General features: G+C 63.5%; 26 protein-coding genes and 1 pseudogene. 12 read left to right on the forward strand and 15 right to left on the reverse strand.

The window, feature by feature from the left end:
• Window positions 1-130 precede the first annotated feature (130 nt).
• The 10 genes from ACYVM5_RS00095 (at window position 131) to ACYVM5_RS00140 (ending at window position 9,198) form a co-directional block, all read left to right on the forward strand.
• Window positions 131-1,042 (forward strand): ArdC family protein, encoded by a 912-nt coding sequence (locus ACYVM5_RS00095; protein WP_460616163.1) that lies wholly within the window; start codon window positions 131-133, stop codon window positions 1,040-1,042.
• Between the two features lie 248 nt (window positions 1,043-1,290).
• A complete protein-coding gene (locus ACYVM5_RS00100) occupies window positions 1,291-1,428 on the forward strand; it encodes a hypothetical protein (RefSeq protein WP_460616164.1) in 138 nt (45 codons plus the stop codon).
• 36 nt (window positions 1,429-1,464) lie between these two features.
• A complete protein-coding gene (locus ACYVM5_RS00105; protein WP_460616165.1) occupies window positions 1,465-1,884 on the forward strand; it encodes a hypothetical protein in 420 nt (139 codons plus the stop codon).
• 41 nt (window positions 1,885-1,925) lie between these two features.
• Entirely contained in the window at window positions 1,926-2,096 is a 171-nt protein-coding gene (locus ACYVM5_RS00110) for a hypothetical protein (protein ID WP_460616166.1), read from the forward strand.
• A gap of 225 nt (window positions 2,097-2,321) precedes the next feature.
• On the forward strand, window positions 2,322-3,434 hold the full coding sequence (locus ACYVM5_RS00115; protein WP_460616167.1) for a sensor histidine kinase: 1,113 nt from the start codon (window positions 2,322-2,324) through the stop codon (window positions 3,432-3,434).
• Complete coding sequence (locus ACYVM5_RS00120) at window positions 3,431-4,210, forward strand: LytR/AlgR family response regulator transcription factor (RefSeq protein WP_460616168.1); 780 nt, start codon at window positions 3,431-3,433, stop codon at window positions 4,208-4,210. Before ACYVM5_RS00115 ends, ACYVM5_RS00120 begins: the two co-directional genes overlap by 4 nt.
• Before the next feature lie 129 nt (window positions 4,211-4,339).
• Window positions 4,340-4,774 (forward strand): DUF305 domain-containing protein, encoded by a 435-nt coding sequence (locus tag ACYVM5_RS00125; protein ID WP_019949209.1) that lies wholly within the window; start codon window positions 4,340-4,342, stop codon window positions 4,772-4,774.
• Window positions 4,775-4,870: 96 nt separating this feature from the next.
• Window positions 4,871-6,277, forward strand: a complete 1,407-nt coding sequence (locus ACYVM5_RS00130; protein WP_019949210.1) for a YncE family protein — start codon at window positions 4,871-4,873, stop codon at window positions 6,275-6,277.
• 111 nt (window positions 6,278-6,388) lie between these two features.
• A complete protein-coding gene (locus tag ACYVM5_RS00135; RefSeq protein ID WP_073112403.1) occupies window positions 6,389-7,618 on the forward strand; it encodes a hypothetical protein in 1,230 nt (409 codons plus the stop codon).
• A gap of 107 nt (window positions 7,619-7,725) precedes the next feature.
• Window positions 7,726-9,198: a beta-propeller fold lactonase family protein gene (locus tag ACYVM5_RS00140; RefSeq protein ID WP_460616169.1), complete on the forward strand. Its 1,473-nt coding sequence runs from the start codon at window positions 7,726-7,728 to the stop codon at window positions 9,196-9,198.
• Between the two features lie 102 nt (window positions 9,199-9,300).
• Here the strand turns inward: ACYVM5_RS00140 and ACYVM5_RS00145 are convergent, their stop codons facing one another.
• The 13 genes from ACYVM5_RS00145 to ACYVM5_RS00205 form a co-directional block, all read right to left on the reverse strand.
• The gene (locus tag ACYVM5_RS00145; protein ID WP_073112405.1) at window positions 9,301-9,582 is read right to left on the reverse strand and encodes a YidH family protein; all 282 of its coding nucleotides are present in this window, start codon (window positions 9,580-9,582) and stop codon (window positions 9,301-9,303) included.
• An 8-nt stretch (window positions 9,583-9,590) separates the two neighbouring features.
• On the reverse strand, window positions 9,591-10,253 hold the full coding sequence (locus ACYVM5_RS00150; protein WP_019949214.1) for an MBL fold metallo-hydrolase: 663 nt from the start codon (window positions 10,251-10,253) through the stop codon (window positions 9,591-9,593).
• 88 nt (window positions 10,254-10,341) lie between these two features.
• Window positions 10,342-10,827 (reverse strand): hypothetical protein, encoded by a 486-nt coding sequence (locus ACYVM5_RS00155; protein WP_019949215.1) that lies wholly within the window; start codon window positions 10,825-10,827, stop codon window positions 10,342-10,344.
• An 83-nt stretch (window positions 10,828-10,910) separates the two neighbouring features.
• Window positions 10,911-11,561: a TMEM175 family protein gene (locus tag ACYVM5_RS00160; protein ID WP_019949216.1), complete on the reverse strand. Its 651-nt coding sequence runs from the start codon at window positions 11,559-11,561 to the stop codon at window positions 10,911-10,913.
• A gap of 3 nt (window positions 11,562-11,564) precedes the next feature.
• On the reverse strand, window positions 11,565-11,852 hold the full coding sequence (locus ACYVM5_RS00165; protein ID WP_019949217.1) for a hypothetical protein: 288 nt from the start codon (window positions 11,850-11,852) through the stop codon (window positions 11,565-11,567).
• Between the two features lie 65 nt (window positions 11,853-11,917).
• Window positions 11,918-12,124 carry a hypothetical protein gene (locus ACYVM5_RS00170; protein ID WP_073112413.1) on the reverse strand — a complete coding sequence of 69 codons (207 nt, stop codon included), beginning with the start codon at window positions 12,122-12,124 and terminating at the stop codon, window positions 11,918-11,920.
• Between the two features lie 116 nt (window positions 12,125-12,240).
• The gene (locus ACYVM5_RS00175) at window positions 12,241-12,957 is read right to left on the reverse strand and encodes a substrate-binding domain-containing protein (RefSeq protein ID WP_227610421.1); all 717 of its coding nucleotides are present in this window, start codon (window positions 12,955-12,957) and stop codon (window positions 12,241-12,243) included.
• Window positions 12,958-13,018: 61 nt separating this feature from the next.
• Window positions 13,019-13,975, reverse strand: a complete 957-nt coding sequence (locus ACYVM5_RS00180; RefSeq protein ID WP_019949220.1) for a molybdate ABC transporter substrate-binding protein — start codon at window positions 13,973-13,975, stop codon at window positions 13,019-13,021.
• 53 nt (window positions 13,976-14,028) lie between these two features.
• A complete protein-coding gene (locus ACYVM5_RS00185) occupies window positions 14,029-14,523 on the reverse strand; it encodes a DsrE family protein (protein ID WP_019949221.1) in 495 nt (164 codons plus the stop codon).
• A 74-nt stretch (window positions 14,524-14,597) separates the two neighbouring features.
• Window positions 14,598-15,728, reverse strand: coding sequence for a c-type cytochrome (locus tag ACYVM5_RS00190; protein WP_019949222.1), 1,131 nt, complete (start codon window positions 15,726-15,728; stop codon window positions 14,598-14,600).
• Between the two features lie 140 nt (window positions 15,729-15,868).
• A complete protein-coding gene (locus tag ACYVM5_RS00195) occupies window positions 15,869-16,939 on the reverse strand; it encodes a YeiH family protein (RefSeq protein WP_241937871.1) in 1,071 nt (356 codons plus the stop codon).
• Window positions 16,940-17,166: 227 nt separating this feature from the next.
• Window positions 17,167-17,568 (reverse strand): hypothetical protein, encoded by a 402-nt coding sequence (locus tag ACYVM5_RS00200; protein WP_227787521.1) that lies wholly within the window; start codon window positions 17,566-17,568, stop codon window positions 17,167-17,169.
• 126 nt (window positions 17,569-17,694) lie between these two features.
• On the reverse strand, window positions 17,695-18,606 hold the full coding sequence (locus tag ACYVM5_RS00205; RefSeq protein WP_460616170.1) for a LysR substrate-binding domain-containing protein: 912 nt from the start codon (window positions 18,604-18,606) through the stop codon (window positions 17,695-17,697).
• 104 nt (window positions 18,607-18,710) lie between these two features.
• On the opposite strand from ACYVM5_RS00205, the pseudogene ACYVM5_RS00210 reads away from it, so the two are divergent.
• A pseudogene (locus ACYVM5_RS00210) lies at window positions 18,711-19,046 on the forward strand (recombinase family protein).
• A gap of 328 nt (window positions 19,047-19,374) precedes the next feature.
• Window positions 19,375-19,578, forward strand: coding sequence for a hypothetical protein (locus ACYVM5_RS00215; RefSeq protein ID WP_460616171.1), 204 nt, complete (start codon window positions 19,375-19,377; stop codon window positions 19,576-19,578).
• Window positions 19,579-19,617: 39 nt separating this feature from the next.
• On the opposite strand, the gene ACYVM5_RS00220 is transcribed toward ACYVM5_RS00215, so the two are convergent.
• Window positions 19,618-20,481 carry a sigma-70 family RNA polymerase sigma factor gene (locus tag ACYVM5_RS00220; RefSeq protein ID WP_460616172.1) on the reverse strand — a complete coding sequence of 288 codons (864 nt, stop codon included), beginning with the start codon at window positions 20,479-20,481 and terminating at the stop codon, window positions 19,618-19,620.
• A gap of 532 nt (window positions 20,482-21,013) precedes the next feature.
• A complete protein-coding gene (locus tag ACYVM5_RS00225; protein ID WP_460616173.1) occupies window positions 21,014-21,988 on the reverse strand; it encodes a replication initiation protein in 975 nt (324 codons plus the stop codon).
• Window positions 21,989-22,821: the final 833 nt, after the last annotated feature.

Raw genomic sequence — 22,821 nt, forward strand, 5'->3', positions numbered from 1 at the left:
GAATCCATGCCAAAAAGGGCAATATGATACGCAATTATTGACACTTTAATTTACATATTATTGAAACATTAAAGCGGGTTTTTGCGTTTAAACAGTATAAGCAGCAAGCATAAAACCAACCTGTTAAGCCATGAAAAAGCCCGCTCCTTTCGCCCCCCGCCCCGACGTGTACGAAATCATCACCAACCGCATTATTCTGGCGTTGGAGAACGGCGTGACCCCGTGGAAGCAGCCGTGGAATGCCGCCCACGGCGCGCCCCGCAACTACCGCAGCAAGCACGTGTATCAGGGCGTGAATGCCCTGCTGCTGGGGATGCTGGAGTATGAGCACCCCTATTTCCTGACCTACAACCAAGCCAAGGAGTTGGGCGGGCAGGTGCGCCGGGGCGAGAAGGGCATGCCGGTGGTGTTCTTCACCGTAACCAAGAAGGAGGACGGCAAGGGCGAGGAGAAGAAAAAGGCCTTCCTGAAGTATTCCACGGTGTTCAACGTAGCCCAGATTGACGGGGTGGCGTGGAGTTTTCCCGAGCTGCCCAGCCGCGAGCACACGCCCGAGCAGGCCGCCGAGCAGGTGCTGGCCGGCTACGCGGGTGGCCCCCGCGTGCTGCACAAGGGCAGCGAGGCGATGTACCGCACCAGCATTGACACCGTGACCATGCCCGCGGCCAGCAACTTCCACACGGCCGAAGACTATTACCACACCCTGTTTCACGAGCTGACCCACTCCACCGGCCACGCCAAGCGGCTGGACCGGGCCACGCTCACCGAGTTGGCCGCCTTTGGCAGCGAAACCTACGCCAAGGAAGAGCTGGTGGCCGAGTTGGGGGCCTCCTTCCTGAGCCATGCGGCCGGGCTGGATTTAACCCGCACCGAACCCAGCAGCGCCAGCTACTTAGCCAACTGGCTGCAAGCCCTGCGCAACGACAAACAGCTAATTATTTCCGCCGCTAGCCAAGGCCAGAAAGCCGCTAACCACATTCTGGGCATTGTGCCCAGCTACGAAGCGGAGGAAGCCCCCAGTGCCGAAGCCACGCCGCAGTAAGGCCAACGGCCGCCCGGGGGAGCTATTCCGTCGGGCGGCCACCGGGGCGGGCAACAAAAGGAAATTGCAATTGCAAAAAGACAACTGCTAAAGCGGTATAAAAGGGAAAAAATCCGCCATTACAATACCCTAAATGGCTGCTTTAATAGTCAATAATTATCACTTTAATTTAAATATTATTGAAACAATAATACCGGTTTTTACGTTTAATAAGTATAAGCAACGAACGATAAAACAGCTCTTTATCCATGGTTGACGAAGCTTTTGACTTAGCCTCCGGCGAGGTGTGGGTCGACCGTTTTGACCCCGCCGACGAAGCCGCTAACGTGCTGCCGGCAGTATCAGCCGCCGAACTGGCCGCTTGGGAAGCCGCCCCTTGGTTCTAGCCGATTCATTTCTCACTTCATTCCCCTTGCCGCAGTATGAAAAACGCTTCTGCCACTCGCCCCGCCCGCCGCATTCCCGCCGCCCGCCTAGCCCGGCTCCGCGCTGCCAACGCCGCCAACCATCAGGCCCGCGAGGATGCCTGGCAAGCCCGGCAGGACGCCGCCGAGCAGCTGACCAATCCGGTGCCTGAGTTCGAGGCCGCGCCCCGCTTAACGATGCTGCCCGGTGGGCTGCATTGGTCGGCCCAGCAGCCCGTGCCCGCAGTAGGGGCCACGGTAACGGTGAACCGCGACGGCCACCAGGAGCGGGCCGAGGTGAAAGGCTACACCCATGCCGCCGGCTTTCTGGGACTGGTTACCGAAACCACCCACCACGCCAGGACCGCCAGCCGGCGGCAACGCAGCAGCCCCCGCGCCGGCGTGGTATTCGGCAGCCAGCTGGCCCTGGCTGCCTAGCCCCCGGCTCATTTTCTCACCACTCCCTTTTCCCCTTCGATATGATAACTCCCGCCCCCGCCGCCAAGCAGCCCCAAATTAGCCCCTTCGATTGGGCCGGCGACCCGCAGCAGTGCCCGCAGTGGATAGGCTACCCCACCCGCGCCGGCTTACCGGCCGGCCTGCAATGGTCGGGTAGTGGCGGGGTGCCGGCCATCGGTGGCCTTGGTTAAAAGTTTGGTACAAAGGTTAAACAGGCTAGTGAGAATTGTCTGACTCTCGGCGGGAGGCCCGCGCCTGCTACGGCTAACCTTTTTCACAAACTTCCCGTGCGCTTAGCCCCGGCGGGGTAATCGAGCTCGCCCAATACCGGCCCGAAGGCCCATTGGCCCGCCAAAAAGGCCATTCTGAATGCCAGGACGGCGCGGTGGCGGTGGGTTTGGCTACCTTTAAAGCCTATGAGCACGACCGCCCGGCCCCCGGAACCGCAGAAGACCCCGCCCCTGGTGAGCGGCTCCACCATTGCCCTGGCGTGGCTGCTGTTCAGCGGGTTCATGGTGCTGCTGATTTTCGTGCAAAACCTTTCGGCCGGCACGCCCACCGACTGGCGCGAGGCCCTGGGCGGGCGCCTGCTGCACGGCCTGATTTGGGGGCTGCTCACGCCCGTGGTGTTTGCCCTGGCGGCCCGCTTCAACCTCACCGAGAGCCGCCACCGGCTGCGGCACCTGCTGGCCCACGCGGCGGCCAGCTACGTCCTCACCCTGGCCTACCGCCTCGTGTACGCCGCCGTGATGCACGGCAGCGGGGCCGTGCCGGGCCGGGTTTCCCTCGCCGAGGTCGTGGCCAACGCCAACAGCTGGGTGCCCATTTACTGGATGCTGCTCTGCATCGCCTACGCCGTGCAGTACCGCGAGCGGTACCGCGAAGGCCGGGTGCGGGCCGCCCAGCTCGAAACCCAGCTGGTGCAGGCCCAGCTGCAGGCCCTGAAAATGCAGCTCCAGCCGCACTTTCTCTTCAATTCCATGAACGCCGTGTCGGCCCTGATGAGCCAGGACGTGAAAGCTGCCCGGCGCATGCTGGCCCAGCTCAGCCAGTTTCTGCGGCTGGTGCTGGAAGGCACCGACGAGCAGGAAGTGACCCTGGAACAGGAGCTGCGCCTCACCCGCCTCTACCTCGAAATTGAGCAAACCCGCTTCCCCGACCGGCTGGCCGTGCGCTACGACATTGCCCCCGATACCGAAGGGGCGCTGCTGCCCGCCCTGCTGCTGCAGCCGGTGGTAGAAAACGCCGTGCGCCACGGCCTGGCGCCCCGCGCCGGGGCCGGTGAGCTGGCCGTGCGGGCCGAAAAACAGGGCGACCGGCTGCTGCTGCAAGTGCAGGACAACGGCCGGGGCGCGGCCGACACCGCCGCGCGGGGCATCGGCCTGCGCAACCTGGAAAGCCGGCTGGCCACGCTCTACGGCCCGGACTATGCCCTGGCGGTGGAGTCGGCCCCGGCGTGCGGCTACTGCCTGCGCCTGTCCATCCCGTTCCGGCGGGCGGCGGGGGGCGTTACCCCAGAGCCCGCATGAGCCCCATCCGCACGCTGCTGGTCGACGACGAGCCCCTGGCGCGCAGCCTGCTGCGCGAACTGCTGGCCGATTTTCCGGCGCTGGCCGTAACGGGCGAAGCCGCCAACGGCACCGAGGCCCTCGCCGCCCTGCACACCGGCGCATACGACGTCGTTTTCCTTGATGTGCAGATGCCCGACCTTGATGGCGTGCAGGTGCTGCGGCGGCTGCAGGCGGCCGGCCAGCCGCTCCCGCTGGTGGTGTTTGTGACGGCCTACGACCAGTACGCGGTGCAGGCCTTCGCCCTGCACGCCGTCGATTACCTGCTCAAACCGCTGGACCCCGACCGGTTTGCCGACTGCGTAGGCCGGGTGCAGCAGCAGCTGGCGCTGCGCCAGGACCAGGCCCGCGTCCCCGAGCTGGAGGCCCTGCTGCACAGCTGGACCGCCCCGGCGGCCGACTACCAGGACCAGTTTCTGGTGAAACTGCCGGCGCGCAGCTTCTTCGTGCCGGCCGCCGAGGTGTGCTACTTCGAAGCCACCGGCAACGGCGTGCTGCTGCACGCGGCCGGCGGGCACTACCCGCTGCGCACGGCCCTGGGCCAGCTGGCCGAGCGGCTCGACCCGGCCGTGTTCCTACGCATCCACCGCTCGTGCATCATCAACCCGGCCCACATCGTCGACTTCAAGCATTGGTCGCACGGCGAGTACCTGTTTCGCATGGCCAACGGGCAGCACGTCACCTCCTCGCGCAGCTACAGCGCCGGGGTGCAGCAGCTGCTCAAGCGCTTCGCCTGAGCCGGGCCGGGCCGCAAAAGGCCGGTTCACCCCGGGATAGGTCCAGTTGGCCCGTGTCGGGCGTTCATCTTCTGGAGTTGCCCGTTAGCGCACCAGCCCCCCGCTAACGGGGCGGCCCCGGTGCACGACATGACCAAATCCCTCCTCTTTTTGCTGGCGCTCACCTTCGGCGGAGCCGTTGCGGCCCGCGCCCAACACCACCCGGCCAGCGCCCCCCCGATGCCGGGCATGGCCGGCATGCACATGAACCACGGCATGGCCGCCCCGGGCACCCCGGTCGCCGCCTTCCAGCACGGCATGGATTCGGTGATGGTGGTGATGGACGAGGGCATGCGCCGCATGACCGGCGCCAACCCCAACGACATCGACGCCAGCTTCGCGGCCATGATGCTGCCCCACCACCAGGGTGCCGTGGACATGGCCCGCCTGCAGCTGCTCTACGGCAAAGACCCGGCCCTGCGCCGCCTCGCCCAAAGCATCATCGCCGAGCAGCAGGTCGAGATTCAGCAGATGGCCGCCTGGCTGAAGCAGCATCCGGTGGCGAGCCAGAGTTCTGGCAAATAGCGCCCAATCCATCAGAACCGTCATGCTTCGACTACGGCTGCGCTCCTGGCTTGATGCGCCACATGCTTAGCATGACGTTCTTTTCCCCAATCCCAAATGAAATTTTCCCTTCTCCCCGGCCTGCTGCTTATTACCAGCGCCGCCGCGGCCCAGGCCGTGAGCCACCGCGACCGGGTGTACACCGCCGACCAGATTTCCAACACCGTTTCGGTCATCGACCCCGTCGACAACAAGCTGCTGGGCCAGATTGTGCTGGGCAAGCCGCAGCCCGATTTGCTCTCGGCGCTCTACAAAGGGCAGGCGCTGGTGCACGGCCTGGGCGCTTCGCCCGACCACAAATTGCTGGCCGTGGTGTCGGTGGGCTCCAATAACGTCACGTTCATCGAAACGGCTACCAATGCCATCCGGGGCAGCGTGTACGTGGGCCGCGCCCCGCACGAGGCGACGTTCCGGCCCGACGGCAAGGAGGCCTGGATAACGGTGCGCGGCGAGGACTACCTCTCCGTCATCGACGTGGCCACGCTGCGCGAAACCCGCCGCGTGCCCGTGCCCAACGGCCCCGGCCAGATTGCCTTCAGCCCCGACGGCCAGCGCGCCTTCGTGTGCTCCAGCTTTTCGCCCGAGCTGGCGGTGGTGGACGTGGCCACCTACAAAGTCATCAAAAAAGTCCCCGTGGTGAGCCCCTTCTCGCCCAATATCTTCCCTACCCGGGACGGCCAGCAAATCTGGTTCACGCACAAGGACGTGGGCAAGGTGTCGGTGCTGGATACCAAGACGCTCACCATCAGCGGCGTGCTGACGACCGGCCCCATCTCCAACCACGTGGCCACGGTGGACGTGGCCGCCGGCAAGCTGGCCTACGTGACGGTGGGCGGCGAGGACGTGGTGAAGGTGTACAGCCGCGCCCCGGGTTTTAAGCAGCTGGCCACCATTCCGGTGGGGGCGCTGCCGCACGGCATCTGGCCCTCGGGCGATGGCAGCCGGGTGTACGTGGGTCTGGAAAACGGCGACTCGGCCGTGGCCATCAGCACCGCGAGCAATAAAGTGCTGGCCAAAATAAAAGTCGGGCAGGCCCCGATGGCCCTGATGTACGTGCCCAACGCCGTGCCGGCCGGCGCGGCCGGCGCCACCGGCCTGGGCCGGCAGCTGGTGGACCAGCCCGCCATCGTCCGCACCTTGAAGCCACCCACGCCCGGCCCCGCCACCGGCACCATGACCCTGCGCTCGGAAGGGCTGGTGGATTTGGCCACTTTCGCCCTGCGCGGCCTGACGCCCAACACCGACTACGACATCTTCCTGACCAGCGGCACCAAGGCACCCTACCCCCGTGACTACGCCCTGACCACCGTGCGCACCGACGCCAAAGGCGGGGCCATGGGCCAGGCGCTAGGGCCGGTGCAGCGCATCGCGGGCGGGGATTTGAATACATCCGGCAAAACGTTTTCGCGGGTAATCGTGGCGCCCAAAGCCGCTGACAGCGAACCCGTTTTGGTGGCCGAATAGTCCGCCTTTGGACGGCCACCCAAAGGCCATTAATGGCCGCCGGGACAACCATTCCTGCTGCAATGCCGAGCTAATCTAAACTGAATTCACTTGTAACCACAACCCTACAACATGCAATCCATTTTCAATCAACACACTGGCATCAGCTCGCGGGCGCAGTCGCTCAAACGGTTTCTGCTGCCGGTGGCGGCGTGTGCGCTGCTGCTCGGCGGCTGCAAGAAAGACAACGAGGCCATCGCCGACACCAGCGCGCCGCCGGTGCTCAACATCGTCTCGCCGGTGGAGGGCGCGACCATCATGCCCGGCGGGCGGCTGGGCAACGCCACCACGGCCGACTACAACGGCACGGGCTTCGCCATCAACCTGGAAATCGTGACCAAGGACACCGTCACCATCCCCACCAAGGAAAGCCTCAACATCCGCAACACCGCCGCCCTAGGCCAGCCCAACGTGAACCTGCCCGGCTTCACGGCCAGCCTCGACGTGGACCTGATTAAGCCCGACGGCGGCACCATCCCCAAGGGAACCAACCTGGCCTCGCTCTTCAACATTGCGGGCACCGACGACACGCCCGGCCCCGGCGTGACCACCTGGGTGAGCTGGCACGTGCTGGAGTCGGTGGCGGCCGGTACTACCAGCTGCACGCTGACTACTTCCGTAACGGACCGCGCCGGCCGCAAGGTCACGGCCACCCGCTTGCTGAAGGTAGGCCCCGGACCCAACGGGGCCCTCAGCGGTGAGGCCCTGACGCCCGCCCCCAAACCCATCACTTACGGCACGGTGGACAACCCCGACGGCCCCACGGTGACCATGATTGCCCCGCGCACCCCCTCCAGCATCAGCCCCGGCATCCAGACGGCCGGCGTGCTGCCGGCCCCGCCCACCAGCGGCGCGCTGTTTTTCATCCAGGTGTCGGCGCTCGATAAGTCGCGCAACGGCATCAACGTGGCCGAAAACGGGGACGGCACCTTTGGCAAGCCCGCCGCTGACCGCGGCACGATTGAAGACAAGACGCAATCCAACGCCGGCGTGAACCGCTACGTGCCGGGCCTGAAAGTCACCTTCGACGTGCCCCTGCTCCAGCCCAACGGCAACGTGATTCCGGCCGGCGGCAACCTGGCCCCGGTGTTCAACACGGCTGGCAGCGAGCTGGACCCGAGCGGCTTCGTGCGCACCACCTTCGGCTGGAGCGTGGGCGGTACCCTGCAGCTGGGCGGCAAAACCAGCGTCACCATCAAAGCCGCCGTGACCGACGCGGCGGGCAAAACCGGCAGCGCCACGCAGGTAGTGCAAATCAGCCCCGTGGCCAACGGCCAGCTGCTGACCCCGGCCCCGCGCTAAGGCCCTGAATTTTAGGACGTAGCTCCGCAACGGCCCGAAGGCTGGCCCGTTTCACGACGAGCCAGCCTTCGTTTTTTAGCATCCCTTCCACTCCATTTTATTTTTCCATGCGCATTACTAACTTCTCCACTTTGGTCCTCGCAGCCACCCTGCTACTGGGGGCCTGCTCGAAAAAAAACAGCGAGGAAACCCTGCCCGACATGGTGGTGCCGCCCGACCCCGGCCCCATCGCGGCCAGCGCCGCCGACCGGGTGTACCTGGCCGACCAGTCGTCGAACACGGTGTCGGTGCACGACCCGAGCACCAACCGGCTGCTGGGCGTGATTCGCCTGGGCAAGGGCCGGCCCGAGTTTTTGAGCCCGCTCTACGACATGGAGTCCAACGTGCACGGGCTTGGCGTGTCGCCCGACGGCAAGACGCTGGGCGTGATTGCCACGCTCACCAACGCCGTTATCTTCATTGACCTGGCCACCAACACCGTGAAAGGCAAGGTATACGTGGACCGCAACCCCCACGAGGGCTTTTTCACGCCCGACGGCAAGCAGTTCTGGGTGGCGGTGCGCGGCAAGGACTACGTGACGGTGATTGACGTGGAGAAGCTGCAGGTGGTGAAAAACATCGCCACCGAGCACGAGCCCAGCATGGTCGTGTTCCGGCCCGATGGCAAGGTGGCGTTCGTGGACCACTCTCAAACGGCGATGCTCGACGTGATTGACGTGAAAACCCGCGAGGTGACGGCCCGCGTGCCGGTGGTGAGCAAGTTCTCGCCCAACCTAGTGGTGACCGCCGATGGCCAGCAGGTCTGGCTCACGCACAAGGACGTGGGCAAAGTCACCGTGCTAAATGCCCAGACCTACGCCGTGGAAGGCGTGATTGATACCGGCCCCGGCACCAACCACGTAAACATGGCCGGCCCCGGCGGCGGCACCCGCTTCAGCGGGGCCAGCGCCGGCGACTTCGCCTACGTGACCGTGGGCGGCGAAAACGCCGTGAAGGTGTACAGCCGGCAGCGCCAGCTGCTGGCCACTATCCCGGTAGGAGCTAACCCGCACGGCCTGTGGCCCAACGGCGACGGCAGCAAGCTCTACGTGGGCCTGGAAAACGGCGACGCGCTGGTCAGCATCGACACCAAAACGAATACCAAACTCACCGAAACCGGCAGCGGCCAGGCCCCGCAGGCCCTGCTCTACGTGGTGAAAGCCGGGGGCGGCAGCCCCGGCACGGGCAACCTCGAAGCCTTCACGCCGGTGACGCCAGTGAATATTCGGCTGGTGCCCCTGGGTACGCAGCCAATGCCCGGCGTGGGCGGCGGGGCCACCATCCGCCCCACCGAAGACCTCGACGAAATGGTGCTGGCCCTCAAGCAGCTGGCCGCCAACACCACCTACACGCTGTACCTGTCGGACAATAAAACCACGCTGGTAGCCCCGGAGCCCGTCATTTCTTTCAAAACCGATGCTGAGGGCGCGGTCGAAGTCAACGCCTACTACCAGATTCGGCTGCGGCTGGCGGGGCGCTTTGCCGTGGTGGTGCTCGGCGACAAGAATCCGGCCGGCGCGGTCACGCTCACGCAGCCGTAAGCCGGCTGCTGACCAAAAAGGCCCTTGGTGCATGACGCATCAGGGGCCTTTTTTATGGGTGCAAACGCTTTTGCCTCGGGTAGCACCGGGGGTGTTTGTTGCTCAACTACCGCCGCCAGCCGGGAGCTGGCAGGCCGCCAGCTCCCGGCGGTGCGCCCGAAAGCGCAGCAGCCCTACCGCCAGCACCAATCCCGCCACGGCCAGCGCGGAGTACCCCAACCGGCCGCCCCGCTCGGGGTGAAATTGAAGGAGCGCCAACCCGAAGCCCACCAGTGCCAGGCTGGTGCGCACGTAGGTGAGCAAGGTCCGCTCATTGGCCAGCCGCGTGCGTTGCAGGGCCAGCCGGTCCGACAGGGCGAGGGGGTTGGTGGGGGTAAGGGGCATGGGGTGGGCTACGTGAGGGTAATGGCCGCGCCCGGTTCGGCCAGCCGGTGAAACGTGATGCCGTGCTTCTCAAAGTACGGCCCGTAGTTCGCGTATCGCTGCTGCACGAAGAAGGGCTTGATGTAGCCGTCGTGCACTGGCAGAATCTGCTGCGGTCGCATTTTCAGGGCGAAATCGGCCACCACGAGCTCCGTGAGAAAAGGCGCGGTGATGGGCAGAATGAGCAGCTCCACGCCCGCGAAGGGGAGCAGATTATGGGCAAAAGAGTCGGCCGGGTTCAGCACCTTGCCATTCACCAGCCAGGCTGTCATCTGTGGCAAGGGGCTGTCGAGAATGGCCTCGTGCTGCACCGGCAGGGCGTGCAGCTGAAACGCGCCCAACTCCAGGGGGCCTTCCTCGTGGATTTGCACGGCCAGGCCGTGCTTTTTCAATTCGGCCGCCACTTCACGATTGGAAATGATGACGGCCTGGCGCAGGGCCACGATTTTCTTTAGCGCCACCACATCAAGGTGGTCGGGGTGGTCGTGGGTAATGAGGACGACCGAGACGTCCTTAAAAACCTCCGGCTGCACCAGGCCTTCGTTGAAGGAAAACTTGCCGGGGTCGAAGAGAATTTGTTGGCCATCCAGCTCAAACAGCAGGCAGGAATGGATGTACTTGGTGATTTTCATGACCAGACTTAAATAGTGGGGCAGGACGGAAATGCGCGCCGAGAAGAGCGGAAATTTAACTAGCAAACGCTTACGGAAACAAGCGCTGCTAGACCCCTGCCGCCTCCTGCTGCTGGCGCAGGTACGCATACAGCCCGCCCAGCACCAGCCCAAACACCGCGTTGGCAACAAAAAAGTACGCCATGCCGCCGGCCGTCAGCACGTGCCCGCCCGCCAAGCCCTGCCCCAGCAGCGGCAGCACCACGAAGCCGTTGAGGACCCAGGGCAGCAGCGAAAACAGGCCGCCTTTTACCCAGCCATTGCCCGGCAGCCGGGGTTCGAACACCAGCACGTACAGCCCCACCATGCCCAGCCCCGTGAGGTAATGAAACAGCAGCTTGAAGCCCTCGGCTTTGACCACGGGCAGCAGCCCGGCCGGCAACACCGGCGTGGTATGCAGCAGCACAAGCTTGAGCAGGCCACCGCTTTCGGCGTTGACGGCCATCAGCGGGGCCGCTTTCAGCACCAGCGTATTAGCGGTGATGGCGACCACGCCGGCCAGCAGGCCCAGGTACAGGCGGGGGTGTTTTTTCATGGGAGGGAGCAGAATGGAAATAGGACAGGCAATGGGGGAGTATACGGCCACCCACGCGGCACCATTTGGCCCCGATGGGTTCTTCAGTCGCCCAGCCAGCGGTCGGCCACCAGGCCCAGCGCGTAGTTAAGCTGCACCAGCAGCAGCAGCCCCGCCCCGGCCGGCACGCTGAGCAAGCACAGGCCCGCCGCTGCCGCGTACTGCACCTGCATCAGGCCCAGGCGGCGCACCAGGGCCCGGCCCACGGCCGCGTGCTCGGGCCGCAGCAGTCCGTGGCGCTGGGCGTAGCGGTAGCTGCCCAGCAACGCCCCGCCCAGCAGCAGCAGGTTGGCCCAGTACACCAGCACGGCCCCGCGCAGGGGAAAATGGGTGGTGAGAAACGCCGTGGAAAAGGGCAGCAGCCCCACCACCAGCAGAAAGGCAATGTGCCACCAGGCCAGCCGGCGGTCGCTGCGCGCCAGGTAGGTGAACTGCGTGCTCTGGCACACCCAGAAAATGCCCAGCGAGAGAAACCCCAGCACGTAGCCCCCGATGCTGGGCAGCAGCGCCCGCAGGGCCGGCCCCACGTCGGCCTCGGTGCGCACGAGGGCGGCGGCCGGCACCCGCAGGTTGAGCACGAGCAGGGTCATGGCGATGGAAAACACGCCGTCGCTGAGCGACTCGATGCGGCGCAGGCTCTGGCCCGCTACTTCAGTGTAGGCCAGGGGCGGTGCGTGGGACGAAGACTGGGCCATCGGCTAGCGCGGCGAACCGCCCGCCCGCCGGGTTTTGCGCGGGGCGGGGGCCTGGCGATGGTCCAGCCGGTCTTCCTCCCGAACGAGCTTGGGCTCTTTGCTCAGGCTTTGGCCGTGGTTCACGCGGCCGTCGCGCATCATGCGGCGGTTTTCGCGCAGCAACTTGTCGTCGGTTTTGCCTTCTTTTTTGAGCATTTTGCCGCCTTCCTGGCCGTGACCCGGTGGGTTGATGGCGGTGAGCAGCAGGCCGGTCAGGGCGAGCAGGCCGGGGAGTTGAGCGAGACGGGTCATGGGGTTTGGATGATGGAGAAGCGGTTGCCGCAGGTACGGCGGCCCGTATTTTCAAACTTGCTTTGTTAGCCCAGCTGCAAGCGAAACAGCGTGGAAAGCGTGCCCGCCACCAGAGCCCAGGCCATGCCCGTAAGCAGGTACTGTTTGGCAATGGTCTTGGGGTCCTGGCTGAATACGTAGCGAAACAGCCAGTGCGGCGTTTCGTGGTCGGCCGGGGGGGCGGCGGGCAACGGGGTGCTAGGCACCGGCATCGGAAGCGAAGGAATAGCCATGCGAATGCGGGAAAGCAAGGTGGAATAGTGAAAACCAAGAGCCATTTGCCCGTCCTGCTGAGCGCAGCCGAAGCAGGACGTTCTTCGTGTTTGCTTTCCGGCCGCCAACGCCCGGCCTATTCCCAGCCGTTGCGGCGGAAAATGGCGTGCCCGTCGGCCGACTGCAGAAAGGCCACGAACTGCCGGGCCGCGGCGGCCTGCGTGGTGCGCTGGGTGAGGGCAATGGGCGTGCCCCGACTCACGCGCTGGTCGCGGGGCAGGCGCACGAGGGCCGAGCCGGGCAGGCGCGGCTGCCAGGAGGCATAGGTTATCCAGGCGTCGTAGTCCTGGGGCTTTTGCTGCCAGAGGGCCACGGCCTCGGCGCTGGTTTTGACCGACGTTTTGGTGTTGTGCTGCAGGTTGCTGATGAGGGCCGGGGTGCGGGCCATGTCCTCGGTCATGCCCATCTGGCCGGCCCCGTTCACGTCGAGCAGGCGCACGCCGGGCCGGGCCAGGTCTTCGAGCCGCTTGATGTGCAGCGGATTGCCCGGGCGTACCAGCACCGCCGACTCGCGGGCATACAGGCTGGTACGGCTGGCTTCGTCGATAAAGCCGGGGTGGGCCAGCTCCGTTTGGGTGAGCATGTACTCGGCCCCGCCGTACACCAGGTCGGCGTCCTGCTGCGCCTGGGCCAGCCACTTGGGCTCGGGGCCGGCCGTGACGGCCACGTCCAGGCCGGTTTGTTTGGTGAAGGCGGCGGCGCATTCCTTCATGGCCGTGGCCGGGCCGCCGGGGCCGTACACGTGCAGGGTTTGGGCGGCGGCCGGCGCGGCCGCGAGCAGAGCAGGAGACATGAGCAATAGAGCGAAGCGGCGGAGCCGGGTAAGCGGGGATGTTTTCATGGGTATTAGCGCGTTACTTAACGGGCGGCAAAAAGCCGTATTTCTGGTACACGGCCTGCCCGTCTGGGCTGTTAAGGAAGGCCACAAAGTCTTCGGCGGCCTTGGCGTGGGGCGCGGCTTTCATCACCCCGGCCACGTAGTTGGCCATGATGTTTTCCTTGGCCGGGATGGCCACGCTTTCCACCGGGTGGCCCAGCATTTTCTGATAAAAGGCCTCCGTGTACCACACCGGGGCCGCGTCGGACTGGTCGTAGAGCACCCTCAGGGGCGACTGGCGGTGGTGAATCTGGGTCAGGTAAGTGCTGCCGGCTTTCACTTTGGTCGTCATCACGGCCGTTTTCAAGGCCGCGCCCCCGGCCTTCTCGTACGATTCCTCGATGCGCTTGCCGATGCCTTCCCATTCGGGGTTAGGCATGCTCACGCGCACCTCGGGCCGGCCCAAATCGCGCAGGCTGGTCACCTTCTTGGGGTTGCCCTGGCGCACGAGGATGGCCAGCCGGTTCTGGGCGTAGCTGGTGGTGCGGGCAAACCACTCCGGCGTCATATCCATGCGGTTTTTGCCGGCCGCGTACACGTCGGGCTTCAGCTCGATGCGCAGGTTGCCTACTACCAGGCTGCCCTGCGTAATCTGCTTAGCCAGGATGCCGGGCGGCAGCGTTTCCACGAAAATGCGCACGTACTCGGGGTGGGCCTTGCGGAACTCCTTCAGCAAATCATCGAGCACCATGAACTGGTTGCCCCCGAAAAACACCACCAACTGCGGGTCCACCACGTCGCCGTAGAGGTCGGGCGCGTTGTCGATGCCCGGCACCGTGAAGGGCACTCCAGCCTGAAACGGCGCGTTCCAGGGCGGGTCAAAGCGGTGGGCCGGCTCGGGCGGCGTGGGCTTTTGGATAGGCATGGTCTGGGCGAAAAGGGCGGCCGGGGCGGCCAGTGCCAGCGCCAGCAGCAGGTGCGGAAGGGGTTTCATGGGGTTGGGTAAGGAAAGCGGAGAAAAGCACGAAAGCAGCGGAGAGCCCGGCGCTACGGATGCACCAGCGACCAGCCCTGGGCCTGCCGGATAATAAGCTCGCCGTTGCCGCTGGGCACGTAGGAAATCAGCGGCAGCAGCTCGTCCTTGCTCATTTTCCTTTCCTTCAGCGTGTTCAGGCACTGGGCCAGAATCACGCCTTTCTGCTTGAGGGCCGTGAGCTGGGCCTCGTAGGGCTGGTCCTTGCGGTAGAGCGTGGTGCCCCCGCCGAAGGCAATCAGCTCCACGGTGAGCTTGCCTTTAAGCCGGCTGTCCTCCAGCGCGTTGCCGATGTTACGCAGCGTCTGCTGGATGAGCTTGGGGTCGTCGCTGTCGAGCTGGTAGATGACATGGTACTGGGCCTGGTCGGCCGTGGCCCCTTGGAAGGCACCTTTTTGAAAAGCTTCGCGGTCATGCATGGCGGTGGCGTTGCGGGTGGCGGGCGTCTGGGCGCGGGCCGAGAGGGTGAGGCCGGCGAGCAGCGCGGCGGTCAGCAGCAGGTGTTTCATGGCAACTGGGGAAAGGGCACCACCGAAGCAGCGCGGTGAAAACGAAAGGGGTGAAACTGGAAATCGGTGCGGGGCTACTCGCCGCCCTTTTTGCCCGCTTCCATCGCCGCGTAGGGACCAAACTGGTGCTGGTGCTGCGTAAACCGGTCGGCGTAAGGCGGGTAAGGGCAGTCGGCGGGCTTCTTTTTCAGGTTGGGGTAGTCCTTTTCCAGGTGGGCCATGCGCGGGCGGGGCAGCGAGTTGATGTAGGCCGCCACGTCGTAGGCGGCGTCATCGGTGAGGATGCTGTGCTCGGCCGTGGCGCCGAAAGGCATGTTGGCCTTGATAAAGCGGGCCGCCGTTTGCAGGCGGTGCATGCCGGCCCCGTCGTTGTAGCTGTCGGGCCCCCACAGCGGCGGGTACTGGTAGCCATCGGCGGCCAGCGTGCCGTTGAGGCGGCCCTGGCCATTGGCTCCGTGGCAGCTGGTGCACTGCTGGGCGAAGACGATTTTGCCCTGCCCGAGATTCGCCTCGCGGTTGGGCATGGTGAACTTAACAAAACCCTGGCCCTTCACCTTCTCCCCCACTGGCACCTGGCGGCCCAGCCATTTCATGTAGGTGATGATGGCCTTCATCTCCTTGCCGTCCACCGGCAGGGGCCGGCCGTTGAGGCTGCGCGTCATGCACCCATTGATGCGGTCCTCCAGGGTGCTGATGGCATCCTCGCGCCCTTTGTAGGTGGGGTAAATGCCCCAGATGCCCACGTAGGGGGCCGAAAACGCCTTCTGGCCGGCCTGCAGGTGGCAGTTCTGGCAGGCCAGGTTGCTGCCGGCCAGCCGCAGGGCCGGGTTGGCCACTTGCGGGCCGAGGTAGTGGGCGGTGTGGGCAATCAGCTCGTGGCCGTAGCGGATGAGCTGGCCCTCCGGGTCGGGCTTCACGCTGTCGAGCACGAAGCGGGCGGGCTGGAAGAAGTTGGTTTTGCTCCCCACAGCCCCCCCGGCAACGTCAGGCAAGCCCGCCGCAGGCCCACTCGCAGCGGCGGCCGTCGTGGCCGGGGCATCGGCCAGCAGGTCGGGCGTTTTAGGGTTGAAGACGACGATGTAGGCCGTCACGGCTACTACCAGCACCATCAGGGCAATCACCCAGGTCAGCAGGCCGGCGATTTTGATGAAGGCCTGCTTGTCTTCCGGCTGCAGCCGAGGCGAGGGGTCGGGAGTGGTTTCCATGAGGCCAAGGAGAGAGGTGAAACAGGCGGCAAAGGCCAGCCAGCGCGCAAAACAACTTGTTTTGCGGAATGCAGACAGTCAATTAGTTAAATCGGGCAAAGCAAGCGCTACCATTCGGTCGCTCTGCCCCGACCAAGCATCTATACCGTGTGTAGAATCACGTAGAGCGAGCCGGTCGAAATCACCACCCAGAGCAGGATGCCCAGCACGTAGGGCTTCATGCCCACCGAGCGCACCACCCGCGCTGACAAACCCGCCCCGATAAAAAACAGCGTGACCGTGAGGCCGATTTTGGCTAGGTTCACCATCACCGGGCCCAGGGGCTTGGCCGCTGGCACGAAGGTGTTGACCAGCATCGCGGCGATGAAGCCGAAGATGAAGTAGGGAATGGTGATTTTCACGCCCTTTTGCTTGAAAATCATGGCCGTGCCGATGGCCACCGGGATAATCCAGAGGGCGCGGGCCAGCTTCACGGTGGTGGCCACTTCCAGGGCCTGGTTGCCGTAGGCCGCCGCCGCGCCCACCACCGAACTGGTGTCGTGGATGGCAATGGCGCACCACAGGCCGAACTGGTTCTGCGTCATGGCCAGGGCGTGGCCGATGGGCGGGAAGGCGAACAGGGCCACGGCATTGAGCACGAACACCGTGCCCAGCGCCACCGACATTTCCTCGTCCTTGGCCCGCAGCACCGGCCCGATGGCCGCAATGGCCGAGCCCCCGCAAATGGCGGTGCCGCACGAAATCAAGTGCACCACGTGCTTGCCCAGACCCAGCCACCGGCCCACGACCAAGCCCAGCAGCAGCGTGCCGAAGATGGACACTACCGTAAACAGGATGCCTTCCTTGCCGGCCTGCACCGCCGCGTGGGCATTCATCCCAAAGCCCAGCCCGATAACCGAAAACTGGAGCAGCTTGGCCGTGGCCTGCTTGGTTTGCGTGGTGAAGGGGTTGCCGATGGTTTGGGCCAGCAGCAGGCCCAGCGCCAGGGCAATGGGCGGCGAGGCCCAGGGCGTGAGGCAGAACACGAAGAACAGCACGAACACCACCTGCTTCAAGGTGAAGTCCTGCCCGAAGGCCACCCGGGGCGTGTGCAGGTGCCGGAAGAAGCCGCTGGTTTCGTTGAATTCGGGGGCGGCGGTTTCCCCGGCCGGGGCAGGGGCGGGCAGCGGGGTGGAAGCTTGAAGCGGCGTGGGCTGAACTGGGAGGGCCATGAGCGGGAGGGGTTTGTTTCTGAGGCAAATATACGGCGTTGCCCACCGGTTGGATTATCCAATAATATTATCCTGCATAACCAAAGGTTATTGACTGCCCGGGCCGAGCCAGGGTGGCGCGTCCGTTTTGCGTGGCCAGGCCGGCCGCCGCGGGGGCTGGAAACGCCAGCGGCCGGCTCGTACACCACGAGCCGGCCGCTGGACGGATGAACTACTGGCCTGAGGGCTTAGAAGCCGGTTTGCTCGTCTTTCAGGTCGAACACGTCGCCGCCGGCCATGCGGGGGTCGTCGAGGGCGTAGGCAGCCTTCTGCTCGCCGGGCGTGCCGTCCGCGCTGGCCTGCACGGCCGCGACGGCCTGATTCTGCTCCACGTGCCCGCGCTGCTGGTGGGGGTCGGCAATGGCTTCGGGCATGCAGTAGTGCTCGGTGGCGGCGGCGTGCTTGCCGCGAAATTCGCTGAACTCGTCGGGGTTGTCGTTCGTGCCGTCGTTGGTCGGGGCTTGGTAGTGGCGGGGCGCGGTGGGGTCGGCGGGGTGGCCGAAGTCGCCGTAGTGCGGGGTGCCATCGTGGGCGGCCGGTTCGGCGGCGGGTTGCGCATCGGTTGGGGCGGGCTGCGGAGTGTTTTCCATGAGGATAAGCAAGTAGGGTGAAGATGGGCGAACCACCCGGTCCGCACTACGCTGCAATGGTACGTAAGCTGCTCATAAAGTGGTGCTTTCAGCGGATACCGAATGGTTATCCGGCATCACCATTTTTTATTTGCCCCCCTTCAGCTGCCCCTGCACGAAGCTCAGGAACCGCTGCGCCGGCCGGGCCAGTGGCTGCCCCTGCACCGATACCGCCTCAAACTGCCGGGCCAGGTGCAGCCCGGCAATGGGCACGATTTCGAGCAGCCCGGCCGCCAGCTCGCGGTCCAGGGCCCGGCGCGACACGAAGCCCAGGGCGGTGGGCGCGGCTTCGAGGTAGCGCTTGATGGCCTCCGTATTGTCCAGGTAAATGGCCACGGGCAGGGCGCTGAGCTTGATGTGCTGCGCCCGCAGGGCAAATTCGAGGATTTCCAGCGTGCCCGAGCCCCGCTCGCGCAGCACCAGCGGGTGGGCCAGGGCTTCGGCCAGGGGCAGCGGGGCGGCGGGCGGGCCGCCGGGTGTGGCGCGGCGCACGGCCACCAGCTCGTCGGGCAGCAGCAGCTCGTAGTGCAGGTCGTGGCTCTTGGTGCGGCCCTCCACGAAGCCCAGGTCCAGCTCGCCGCGCAGCAGGGCCTCAGCAATGCGCTCGGAGTTGGCGTTCAGAAACGAGAGCTGCACCTGCGGGTAGCGGGCCTGGAAGGCGGGCAGCAGGCCCGGCAGCACGTACTGGCTCAGGGTGGTGCTGGCCCCCAGGCGCAGGCGGCCGGCGGCCTCGTCGGGGTCGCGCAGGCCCAGCAGCTGGTCTTCCAGCTGCTGCTGGGCGGCGGCGGCGGCATCGGCGTGGGCGTGCAGCAGGCGGCCGGCCTCGGTGAGGGTCACGCGGTTGCCGCGCCTCTCCAGCAGGCGCTGGCCGTACTGTGCTTCCAGCTCCCGGATGTGCTTGGTGACGGCCGGCTGGCTCACGAACAGCTCCTGCCCGGCCTTGGTGAAGCTCAGGTGCCGGGCCACGGCAGCAAATACGCGCAGACGGAAATCGGACATGGCGGCAAAGTACGCAGATGTGACATTTTGATATGGACAACTAAAGGTCGCGGGCGTAGACCGCCTGATTTGGGAAAAAATCAGCGGCACGCTCACAGCGCGCGGTGCTCACCGAGCGGCTGGCCACGTTGCGTGCCGGGGACACGGTGACTTTAGCCCGCCTGAACCGGCTGGGCCGCAACAGCACCCACATCATGTAGGTGGTGGCCGCTCTGCACGCCCGGCAGGTCCGCTTCGTCGCTCTGGACCTAGGCATCGATACGGCCACCCCGGCCGGGCGGTCGGTCTTGGGCCTCTTCGCCGCGCTGGCTGGGTATGGCCGCGAGAGTATCCATGAGCGGGCGACGGCGGGCATGCGACCACCCACGCAAGCAGGCCCTTGCAAACGGCTGGTGCAGAACGTAATCGTCTGTTGGAATTGCCTTTGTCCCAACCAGTAGCTGCTTCATGCCCCGGCGGCCGAGCGCTAGTCCGTGGCAGATTGATGTGCTGCCAGCTCACGGGCGAGCTGGCAGCACATCAATCTGAACGGCGAGTTCGATTTCTCGGACGACGCCCTAAAAGATTCACTCCCCTTCGATTTGGAGGCCCTTTTTGCCTTCGACTGGGAGTCTCCTGCGGCCCCGCCCGTTTAACCTTTGTACCAAACTTTTAACCAAGGCCATCGGTGCCCGCATTCATATCCACCTGAACAGCATCGGCCCGGCCGAGGTGAAAGCCTACTTTCACGCCGAGGGCTACTTAGGGGTGCTTTGCCAGCCGGAGAAGATGCCCGAGCATCTGGCGAAGCACGGCGTAACTCTGGGGCATTTCTTCGGCCGGGAGTTGGAGCCCTACACGCCCAGCCCTGCCGCGCCGGCCGAGTATGGCGACTGGATTCCTGAGTACTCGCCCCCGGAGGACGACGACTTGGCCGACAATCAGGATAGCACCGAATACCCGGAGCACCCGGCCGACGAACAGCGCGACTAGTCGGCCATTAGGTTGACCGCACCCGCAAACCCGGAACCGCTAGCCCAGGTACGGCTTCAACGCTTTGGAGCGCGTGGTGTGCTTGAGGCGGCGAATGGCCTTTTCCTTAATCTGCCGCACCCGTTCGCGGGTCAGGCTAAATTGCTCGGCGATTTCCTCCAGCGTCCGCGCCGCGTGGCCGTTCAGCCCGAAGTGGAGCGTTACCACGTCGGCCTCGCGCATGGTCAGAGTCGAGAGGGCCCGCTGCACCTCCCGGCGCAGGGAGTCGTCGAGCAAGCCCGAATCGGGGCTTTCGGCGTCCACATTCACCATCACGTCGAGCAGGCGGTTTTCCTCGCCCTGCACGAAGGGCGCATCCATCGAGACGTGGCGGCCTCCGATTTTGAGCGTGTCCGTCACCTCGGAGGTGCTCAGCTCCAGCAACTCGGCAATCTCGTCAGCCGAGGGCTCGCGCTCGAATTTCTGCTCCAGCTCGGAGAACGAGCGGCTAATTTTGTTGAGCGAGCCCACCCGGTTCAGGGGCAGGCGCACGATGCGGCTCTGCTCGGCCAGGGCCTGCAGGATGCTCTGGCGAATCCACCACACGGCGTAGGAGATGAACTTGAAGCCCTTCGTTTCATCGAAGCGCTTGGCGGCTTTAATTAGCCCCAGGTTGCCCTCGTTGATGAGGTCGCCCAAGGTTAAACCTTGGTTTTGGTACTGCTTGGACACCGAGACGACGAAGCGCAGGTTGGCTTTGGTCAGCTTTTCGAGGGCCATCTGGTCCCCCTCGCGAATGCGCTGGGCCAGCTCCACTTCCTCGTCTATCGACACCAGGCTCACTTTACCAATCTCCTGGAGGTACTTGTCCAGCGACTGGCTTTCGCGGTTGGTAATCTGTTTACTGATTTTAAGCTGTCTCATGCGGGAACGCTGCTACTTGGGTTGGTTGCAAAGTGGGGGAGGACCCGGCCGCGGCGCTGGGCGCTGCGGCCGGGTCCAATGGCTATCAAGATGCCGGCCGGCGGAAAGGTTCACGGCGAGGGCAATGCCGCGGTGCTGGCTGGCAGCTAGGCCCCTAAATCAGAGGCGGGCAGCCGGGGGCGAAGCGGCGCTGCCACGTCTGCATTTTATTGCGCGTTGACGGCCCCATCATTCAAAATCTATGGCCCGCTGTGGCAGGCATTGTGGCCGCCTTTAAGGCTAGGGTGCAGTGACGCGAGAAGCTGGCCAGTCCTCCGAGCCGGTGCGGGTAGAGGCAGCGCCCGGCATTGGTTTGTCAACCCAGGTCAATTGAAATTTAACACAACAGTAGCCCGCCCTTAAAGCAACTGTCTTTCAGCATAAAAAGGTATAAAAATCATTAACAGTTTGTACCTTTTTCTACTACTGAAATCACCAGATGGGATACTTTGCAAGTATCCACCTTGTTATACTAAATCTTATACCGTTGAGGTTACTTTTTAGCGGCCGCCGCCTGCGCTTTCCGCAGTCCCACCACCGTCAGAAATAACCCGCCGGGATTGGTAGAAGCTTTCATTTTGCCGGTTTTAAGCTTGTAGCAGAACGAGAAAAGCTCGTCCACCATGCGGGCTTCGCTGAGAATCTGCTCAACCAAGCGGGTATCACGAATATCGAGCTCCGCCAGCCGCTGCCGCGCCATCTGCAGCCGGGAATCATCCAGGGGCTGCTCAAAGGGGAGAGGCAGTTGGTGAGGCTCCTGCTGCTTGATTTGAAAGCGGATGCTCTCAAAGGAGCGGCCCTTCTTGATGAGCTCATAGCCGATGTGCAGGTCCGTGTTCTGATTGATTTGGTGCACCGCCACGTCGAGCACGTACTTCTGAAACATGGACACCTTGGTGTACTGCTCCGGCTCAATCCCCTTGGGGTCTTTCAGGGCCAGCATCACCTTCAAGTCGTGCAGGCTGAAAGTGCGGGTTTCGGACTTGTCCTTCCACTGCGAGGCAATCTGGTAGATGCGCTTAGCGTATTTACTGCTTAGACTGAAGGCCGCCTGCAAGCGGAAGGATGTGAAGTTTCGCTTTAAGTCGATGAGATAGGGGCGAATCTTCTCGGATATTTCCAACTCAATTACGCCCTCACCCTTCATGTACTCGGCCGAGGCCAACAGGCCCACCTGCAGAATGCGCTTGTTGTCTTCAATCACATACTCCCGGGTCCGCAGCGCCGAGGTGGCTTCCAGAAACTGCTGGTAGTTCCACTGCCGACCGGTGAGGTGCTGCAGGTCCAGCACTTTCACCCGGTAGAAGGTGCCGATACGGTCTTCCTTCTTCAGCAGCGAGAGGAGATAGAACACGATGTCCATCTCGCACGCCGTCATCTCGTAGCGCGCCGTCGTGATGGCGTTGTGCTGCCGGATTTCGAGCCCGGTGGAATTGGCTATAGCAGCCGCAGTATCAAGACCTTGCATAGGGGTAGAGAAGCAGTGATGCAAGCAAAGATAACCGCGGATTATCAAAAGGAAAGCGCAAAAGAAAGTTTTCCCTTAAGGTTCTTTCTTTTGACTTATAAAACCTTTCCACTAGACTTATAAAACCTTTCCCTTCGCTTATAATCCCTTCCCTTTGGACTTATAAAACCTTTCCTTTGACTTATAAAACCTTTCCTAAGTGCCTTCCTAGACCATGAAAATCAATGCGTTACAAACCCTACAAATAAGACAAATAACTAACAAATCTCACAAGCTTGTGATGAGAACAAAAAAAGGCTTTTAGAAGGTCTGACGTGGGGTCGAGCGATACCCAAAACAGAAGACAACAAAATCGGATACCCACCCATTAAAAAACAGGGATTGCACTTTATTTATATTGGATATAATATAAATAAACAGGGGCGGCCCTTACCCTTTGAACAGCCCTTCTGAAGCAGCTTTAAACCTGATTGTAAAGATATCAACTGCCTGAGAGCAGGGGCTGACAATGCCGAAAGGAAAGGTTTTATAAGTCTGTTACTAACCCATTAATGGCTTGCCCACGGCCGTCAATTCCAACGCGCCCGGGGCACTGGGCAAGATTCATCAGCGAAAGGAAAGGTTTTATAAGCCCACAAATAGGTTTTCACTAACCTTTAAGTAAGCTAAAAGAAAGGTTTTATAAGCCGATTGCAAGCAGATACTCAGCTTTAAACCCAGCTTTTACTATGCTAAGGGAAAGGTTTGATAAGCCAAAAGTGCGGTTTAAACGCCAGAAACGAAGATATTCCGGCCTTTACTCCCCGCCTACTTTCCTTGAGTAACAAGTGGCC

This window comes from Hymenobacter ruber (assembly GCF_054783255.1).

Excerpts from the sequence above, each read along its gene's own strand:
- ACYVM5_RS00095 (WP_460616163.1), top strand. The coding sequence starts at position 131 with ATGAAAAAGCCCGCTCCTTTCGCCCCCCGCCCCGACGTGTACGAAATC.
- ACYVM5_RS00100 (WP_460616164.1), top strand. The coding sequence starts at position 1,291 with ATGGTTGACGAAGCTTTTGACTTAGCCTCCGGCGAGGTGTGGGTCGAC.
- ACYVM5_RS00105 (WP_460616165.1), top strand. The coding sequence starts at position 1,465 with ATGAAAAACGCTTCTGCCACTCGCCCCGCCCGCCGCATTCCCGCCGCC.
- ACYVM5_RS00110 (WP_460616166.1), top strand. The coding sequence starts at position 1,926 with ATGATAACTCCCGCCCCCGCCGCCAAGCAGCCCCAAATTAGCCCCTTC.
- ACYVM5_RS00115 (WP_460616167.1), top strand. The coding sequence starts at position 2,322 with ATGAGCACGACCGCCCGGCCCCCGGAACCGCAGAAGACCCCGCCCCTG.
- ACYVM5_RS00120 (WP_460616168.1), top strand. The coding sequence starts at position 3,431 with ATGAGCCCCATCCGCACGCTGCTGGTCGACGACGAGCCCCTGGCGCGC.
- ACYVM5_RS00125 (WP_019949209.1), top strand. The coding sequence starts at position 4,340 with ATGACCAAATCCCTCCTCTTTTTGCTGGCGCTCACCTTCGGCGGAGCC.
- ACYVM5_RS00130 (WP_019949210.1), top strand. The coding sequence starts at position 4,871 with ATGAAATTTTCCCTTCTCCCCGGCCTGCTGCTTATTACCAGCGCCGCC.
- ACYVM5_RS00135 (WP_073112403.1), top strand. The coding sequence starts at position 6,389 with ATGCAATCCATTTTCAATCAACACACTGGCATCAGCTCGCGGGCGCAG.
- ACYVM5_RS00140 (WP_460616169.1), top strand. The coding sequence starts at position 7,726 with ATGCGCATTACTAACTTCTCCACTTTGGTCCTCGCAGCCACCCTGCTA.
- ACYVM5_RS00145 (WP_073112405.1), bottom strand. The coding sequence starts at position 9,582 with ATGCCCCTTACCCCCACCAACCCCCTCGCCCTGTCGGACCGGCTGGCC.
- ACYVM5_RS00150 (WP_019949214.1), bottom strand. The coding sequence starts at position 10,253 with ATGAAAATCACCAAGTACATCCATTCCTGCCTGCTGTTTGAGCTGGAT.
- ACYVM5_RS00155 (WP_019949215.1), bottom strand. The coding sequence starts at position 10,827 with ATGAAAAAACACCCCCGCCTGTACCTGGGCCTGCTGGCCGGCGTGGTC.
- ACYVM5_RS00160 (WP_019949216.1), bottom strand. The coding sequence starts at position 11,561 with ATGGCCCAGTCTTCGTCCCACGCACCGCCCCTGGCCTACACTGAAGTA.
- ACYVM5_RS00165 (WP_019949217.1), bottom strand. The coding sequence starts at position 11,852 with ATGACCCGTCTCGCTCAACTCCCCGGCCTGCTCGCCCTGACCGGCCTG.
- ACYVM5_RS00170 (WP_073112413.1), bottom strand. The coding sequence starts at position 12,124 with ATGGCTATTCCTTCGCTTCCGATGCCGGTGCCTAGCACCCCGTTGCCC.
- ACYVM5_RS00175 (WP_227610421.1), bottom strand. The coding sequence starts at position 12,957 with ATGTCTCCTGCTCTGCTCGCGGCCGCGCCGGCCGCCGCCCAAACCCTG.
- ACYVM5_RS00180 (WP_019949220.1), bottom strand. The coding sequence starts at position 13,975 with ATGAAACCCCTTCCGCACCTGCTGCTGGCGCTGGCACTGGCCGCCCCG.
- ACYVM5_RS00185 (WP_019949221.1), bottom strand. The coding sequence starts at position 14,523 with ATGAAACACCTGCTGCTGACCGCCGCGCTGCTCGCCGGCCTCACCCTC.
- ACYVM5_RS00190 (WP_019949222.1), bottom strand. The coding sequence starts at position 15,728 with ATGGAAACCACTCCCGACCCCTCGCCTCGGCTGCAGCCGGAAGACAAG.
- ACYVM5_RS00195 (WP_241937871.1), bottom strand. The coding sequence starts at position 16,939 with ATGGCCCTCCCAGTTCAGCCCACGCCGCTTCAAGCTTCCACCCCGCTG.
- ACYVM5_RS00200 (WP_227787521.1), bottom strand. The coding sequence starts at position 17,568 with ATGGAAAACACTCCGCAGCCCGCCCCAACCGATGCGCAACCCGCCGCC.
- ACYVM5_RS00205 (WP_460616170.1), bottom strand. The coding sequence starts at position 18,606 with ATGTCCGATTTCCGTCTGCGCGTATTTGCTGCCGTGGCCCGGCACCTG.
- ACYVM5_RS00215 (WP_460616171.1), top strand. The coding sequence starts at position 19,375 with ATGCCCGAGCATCTGGCGAAGCACGGCGTAACTCTGGGGCATTTCTTC.
- ACYVM5_RS00220 (WP_460616172.1), bottom strand. The coding sequence starts at position 20,481 with ATGAGACAGCTTAAAATCAGTAAACAGATTACCAACCGCGAAAGCCAG.
- ACYVM5_RS00225 (WP_460616173.1), bottom strand. The coding sequence starts at position 21,988 with ATGCAAGGTCTTGATACTGCGGCTGCTATAGCCAATTCCACCGGGCTC.